Origin of the sequence: uncultured Rummeliibacillus sp. (assembly GCF_934216135.1) — a bacterium.
In the GTDB taxonomy this organism is placed as follows: domain Bacteria; phylum Bacillota; class Bacilli; order Bacillales_A; family Planococcaceae; genus Rummeliibacillus.
In genome coordinates, this window is the sequence record NZ_CAKQBI010000068.1 from 1 (window position 1) to 4,702 (window position 4,702).

The 4,702-nt window shown below is 30.9% G+C and carries 3 protein-coding genes and 1 pseudogene; 1 reads left to right on the forward strand and 3 read right to left on the reverse strand.

Going from position 1 to position 4,702, the window contains the following annotated elements; genetic code table 11:
* Window positions 1–433 precede the first annotated feature (433 nt).
* Both Q0977_RS17825 and Q0977_RS17830 read right to left on the reverse strand, forming a co-directional pair.
* Complete coding sequence (locus Q0977_RS17825; RefSeq protein WP_299516429.1) at window positions 434–1,735, reverse strand: DUF6056 family protein; 1,302 nt, start codon at window positions 1,733–1,735, stop codon at window positions 434–436.
* 123 nt (window positions 1,736–1,858) lie between these two features.
* A complete protein-coding gene (locus Q0977_RS17830) occupies window positions 1,859–2,047 on the reverse strand; it encodes a hypothetical protein (RefSeq protein ID WP_299516431.1) in 189 nt (62 codons plus the stop codon).
* 104 nt (window positions 2,048–2,151) lie between these two features.
* On the opposite strand from Q0977_RS17830, the pseudogene Q0977_RS17835 reads away from it, so the two are divergent.
* Window positions 2,152–2,349: pseudogene (locus tag Q0977_RS17835) on the forward strand (IS30 family transposase); the annotation flags it as partial.
* Between the two features lie 453 nt (window positions 2,350–2,802).
* Here the strand turns inward: Q0977_RS17835 and Q0977_RS17840 are convergent.
* Window positions 2,803–4,581: an LTA synthase family protein gene (locus tag Q0977_RS17840; RefSeq protein WP_299516433.1), complete on the reverse strand. Its 1,779-nt coding sequence runs from the start codon at window positions 4,579–4,581 to the stop codon at window positions 2,803–2,805.
* Window positions 4,582–4,702: the final 121 nt, after the last annotated feature.

Here is a 4,702-nt window from a genome sequence, read left to right on the forward strand (position 1 = left end):
CACGTTCTTCGTGGGAAAACATACGGGCATTCCTCCTGAGTTCATTTTTGGTCCAGGATTATGTCCGCACCCCCAAAACGGCAATTTAAAATTGTTGGTTTTCCTACATTTTAAAGGTGCCGTTGACATTATACATAATAAGTTAAAAAGAAAACATATATTTTTCAAAATAGAAGACCATTATAAGTGGTAATTTTTCTTAAAGTAGACGCTTACAATTTTTAGATCACTAGATGGTTAGTATTCATTACATGAATTCGCTGGTACGCTTCTTTAGGAAAAATAACTACCTATCAAAAAACCTTACTACAATAGGTGAAGTTAGGCTATTCGATAGGTCAATTTTATTTACGCAAATTTAAAACACTACTTGTTATTCAATAAATAATCTAAATTTTCATACGACATCCAATGAATGATTAATCGGTAAAGATTAAATAAAATAGTTGAAATACAAAATACTCCCGAAAACAATCAGAATGCTTCTAACTCTAAAGCTACTATTTTTCTCATCAATAATCAACAAAGAAGTAATATTGACACAAAAGAATAAAAACAAACTTGTTCTAGAAGCTGAAGCCCATATAGTTGGAGAAAATCCCATAATCAAACGGGTAATTAATCCTAGTGCCAAAATAAAAAATAATAAAATTACTTTTGGTATATCTTCTTTAAAGATATAAACTATAGCTAATAAAATACTCCCAGTGGTAAGCAGTAATAATAAGTCGGCGAGCCAAGTAATGGGATGCATAAATTGAAAAATAGTACCATAATTGTTAAAAGATGTGAAAATATATTCGACTATTGGTAAAAGTTTGGAAAAATAATCTGCAAATAAACTAAAAATCACGAAAATCATCATCGGAATGAATGCAGCTAAATTAATTAATAACTTACTGTTGTTCATTAATGCTATACATATTAATAACGCAAGAAAGAGAAAGACAAATTGATTATTTAAATATAAAAATTTATATGTAGAAGAAAATCCTAATTCCAGTTTTCTGAAAAAAGTAAGACTTTCAAAATCTGTAAACCTATTAGATACTTCAATCTCGAATCTAGTTTTATTACCTGGAGATATCAAAATTAGCGATAAGTTTCCGAGTGTAAGTAAAAAATGAGGTATTAATTGCATGTAATTTTTTTTACTCTTTTTAAATAAAACAAAAATAACTGGAATAACAATGAGTAGGACTATATTCATTTGTTCCAAGTTCCCAGCATATAAAACAAGAATCAACGATAATATATATGTATACCATCTATTATTTTTAGCTAATGCAATTCCTAAAAAACCTAATAAGGAGGCCAATACCCAAAGATAATTTGTTGTTGTAGCAATCCAGCCAGTTTCACTAAACATTGATTTAGGTATAAGTAGAAATAAGAAGAAAGAAACAAAGATCAAACTCCATTTCTTCTCTTTAAATTTAAATAAGAATATGGGTGATACTACAGCCGTTGTCATCGCCAGGGTGTTTAGTATTCTCCAAAGTAAGGGATATTTTACAGATAATAGAGTAAAAAATTCTATTATTATTCGAGAACTCCAATGTATGTATCGATCTCTTAAAAAAAGTACCATACTACCGTCGAATGATTCTTGCAGTGGATTTAAAAACAATGTTCCATCATCACCAAAACCATCTAGATTTATAGAAAAATTAATCAATAAAAATAAAAAAAATACTACTAAAATGGATATGTTGACCTTATTTATTTTTTTCATACAAACTTCCTTTTTAATTTTTGATTCATCTAATTAAGTTAGATAATTATTTTTCATTCAAATAACCGTCCCTAGTTTCCACTTATACTCCTATTATCATGGTGATAGTAAGGTATGAAATTATCATTTATTTGAATTTTCGTTCTCTGTCCCATCTTTTGTGTAAAAATGTTCGCCACTATTACGATTGTATAAGCGATACATTAAAACACCAGTTGTATCATCCGCTCGTACAATTTCTGTACTTGCAATGATTATTCCCGAAAACACTGCTGTTATTCCCATACCAATTAACAATTTGACCTTCTTCATCATTTTTCACCCACTTATTTTTATTATCATCTACATATTAATCCTCAAAAAATGAAATAACAACAATTTTCCAGTTTTTATATCAAATTGTCCTAAGATTATTGGATGGTTTATTACATAAAAATGGTTTACCAAAGCAAACAGATTTCAACAAAGTTGATGAATCTTTTATCCAATCTAATGCATCGAAAAGAAATAATATCCCTCGAAGATCATTAAACTATAAAACACCGATAGAAGTATTCTTGATTCACATAAGCAAAGAGGAATTGTTTAACTTAATTTGTCAATTAATACCATAAAAAAATCACCCCAAATCTTAGATTTTTAAATCTAAGATTTGGGATTCAGTACAATGTTTGGTTTGTTTTTCGTACATTCAAATTTAATACAGAGTGAGATTGTATTTTCGATAAAACCATTAAAAATAGCAGACAATTCACGTATCTCTACCATGAATTGCCCGTTTGCTTTATATTTTTCAATTGTTATCAATTTTTTGAGGAAACTCAAATTTATCATTCCTTGAACTTATCAGCTTTCAAAAAGTAAAATTTACTTGAGACATTGATATCATTCCTATTTGAGTATGCTTTCTGCAAAAACACTGTACTCCTAATTGAGATCAATGGCTTTTTTGTTGCTTCACTTTTACACAATTATATGGAAGTAATCAAAATTACACTTACTTAATTAGTCTAAGAACATTTAATACATTAGGGATACAAACTACGTAGTTTACTAGACATGGCTTGTTATGGTGCATCTTTAATGAATGTTTTATTATAAAACTCTGATTTCTTAGCTACCTCTTGCACATACTTTTGCTGACCCATTTCTTCCATAAGGGTAGGTGTATTTGAATATAAATTGGTTCCAATGCCCAAACGATCGCTGCTAAGCGATACATCAAGAGCAGCTAATGTAGTTGGAAAAAAATCAGTCGCGTTGAATAGTCGGTTGTGATTAGACTTCTGAATTGTGGTTGGCGCATTTAAAATAACATTGTATGCTGTACGTTGGTAATTAGGATCGATATTTTCAAAAAAATCTTTATCCATTGTGAGATGATCCCCCACAACGATCACTGTCGTATTCTGATAAAAATCTTGTTGCTTAATCCATTGCAACAAATCCTCTACCAAATAATCAGAATAATAAATAACGTTACTATATTGATCTGTAAATTTATAAGGAGTAGCAGCTGACTTGAATCCATCTTCAAAGTGTGTATTGGTTGTTAACATTGTGAAATTAAAAGGTTGATCCGCACTGGCTAATTCTGAAAGCGATTCTTTTGCATATGGGAATATTTTTTCATCCTCTACCCCCCACCATACATAGTAATCATCTGGGATAATTCCTTCTTTTTTAAACCAGTAATAATCTCTAATTGTATAGTTTCCATGCTGCTTAAAGTATTTGTCTCGCCCGCCAAACGTTCCTTGCGACCCAATGAATAACATCTGATTGTATCCTTGATCCTGTAAAATTTCTCCTAATGTGTAAGCTCCTGGCATGAAATACTCCTGTGTTGAGCGGTAACTATTTTCATCAATCGATCCACTGGTTCGTAATGGTATTCCAGAGGTTTGAGCAAACATAGAGCTCACTGTCTGATTGGCACCTGGTATAGTAATCATGCCACCCAAATCAGTTCTATTTGAAAAATTCACTCCTTCATTAAGTGCTTCGTTCGTTAGATTAGGAATCAAATTTTCACTTTCTATTCCTCCATACTCTTTAGAGGAGTAGCTACTTTCCATCGATTCCAAAAAAATATAAATTAAGTTTCTCTTGTTCTCTGGAAAAGTCATCGACACATCTCTAGGATCTACATAATAGCTGTCGTACATTTTTGTTGTTTCAAAAAAATAGGCTTTTATATCATTGAACCCTAATAGTTTTAAGCTATACGCAAAGCTAGAAACTATAAAAAGAATAGTTGAAAAAGTATAGACTGTATTTATTAGTCTTTTGTTTTTTATCAGCTTTTTGGCGCAAAGAAAGAGAAGGTCTCCGAGTGCGACAAGCCAAAAAGTTGTCATCAATGACAGCAATAAAGGTCCTTTTATGTAATCAGTAATTTGAGTTACATTCGTTCCTGTTAATGGTTGACTAATCGTAAACATGATTTGATCAAATTTTATGTTGCCAAAATAATGCATCGCCCAGTAACTCGAGAAAAGTGAAATAGTCCCTAAAAAAACAAGAATAACTCTTACTAATAGAAAAAAAACTTGTTTATATGAAAACTTCTCAGAGTTGGATACAATTTCTTTTATGTAAAAATACACCCATATGACGATTACAGAGATTAACGATAAGACCAATTGGGTTACCACATTAGAGACGGGAAAAACCCAACCTTTCATTTTTGTAATGTCATAGTTAAATTTTTGCCAAAAGAAAAGAGTCGAGATGGAATAAAGGACAATCGAGAAAATGAACGAGCTTATTCTTTCAACTTTAGACTTATCAGCATCTATCATAAAATAAAGTAAAATAGCTAATAATACTGCTCCTATTAACAATCATTGTACCTCCTAAAAAATATAGTTTTGATCGTAAGCGCCCCATAGCATAGTACCTGTACGCCAAATAGCCCGACCTCTATACTGAAGTCGGGAATATTTGGCATTTTAAATTTAAAGG

Coding starts and splice junctions, on each gene's coding strand:
- Q0977_RS17825 (WP_299516429.1), bottom strand. CDS start 1,735: ATGAAAAAAATAAATAAGGTCAACATATCCATTTTAGTAGTATTTTTT.
- Q0977_RS17830 (WP_299516431.1), bottom strand. CDS start 2,047: ATGAAGAAGGTCAAATTGTTAATTGGTATGGGAATAACAGCAGTGTTT.